The following is a 974-nucleotide window of genomic DNA, read 5'->3' on the forward strand; positions in this document are numbered from 1 at the left end:
GCAAAATTAAAACAGCTTCCTGCTGACTTGGTGTTCGCTGACCACTTAAAATGTCGTCTAGTTTAATCGTACGCTGTAACTCAAATCGGTTACGTATAACCTTAACCGGCATTGGCGTTGATAATAGAGCATCAAGATAGTCACCAATGATCTCATCATTTCCCACGGAATTGTTTTCCTTAAGAGAAATGTGCAAATGCCCTCGCTCCCGCTATATCCCGTTAGGTGTTTTTTCTAACAGAGTTTCAAGCAATTTTTTATACGCTCTAACGCCGTGAGTCGCAGCGTCAAGCTCGGAAGGAACAAGCCCTTGCATACTTGCATCTCGAAACTTCGTATCTACCGGGATAGCGAACTTCCACACGTTGTCACCCCATGTTTGTTTGATGGTTCTCAGACTCTGAGTTGACGCCTGAGTTCGGCGGTCAAACATTGTAGGCAAAATCATGTGCTGCAAATTGCTTTTCTGGGATCGAATCACCATCGATAAGGTGTGCATCATTCTTTCCAATCCCTTAATCGCTAGAAACTCGGTTTGAACAGGTACAACAAGCTGCTGACTAGCGGCCAAAGCGTTAATCATCAGCACTCCTAAAGAAGGAGAGTTATCGATCAGAACGAAATCGTATTGATCCCACAACAAAGCGAGGGTCTTAGAGATGATTAAACCCATACCATCAACGCCGACCATTCGACGCTCAAGCGTCGCTAGAGCGGTTGAGGCCGGCATAAGATCCAAGCCCGGGCAAGAAGTTGCCGTAATAAGGGATTCCGGCAAACCATCAGGTACCGCGCCCTTGTGCATAAACAGATCAAATACACTCTGTTCGATTGTGTCAGGATCATGACCAAAATAGCTAGTAAGCGAACCATGGGGGTCAAGGTCCATAACAAGAACACGCTTGCCTTGTGACGCTAGCAGGCCTCCAAGCGTTACAACCGTAGTGGTTTTACCTACCCCACCCTTCTGATTA

General features: G+C 46.3%; 1 protein-coding gene. It reads right to left on the reverse strand.

What is annotated here, in order from left to right; translation table 11 throughout:
- Window positions 1-211 precede the first annotated feature (211 nt).
- The coding region (locus A3750_RS19220) for a ParA family protein (protein ID WP_082873359.1) at window positions 212-974 on the reverse strand (763 nt) is incomplete at its 5' end.

This window comes from Oleiphilus sp. HI0079 (genome assembly GCF_001635105.1).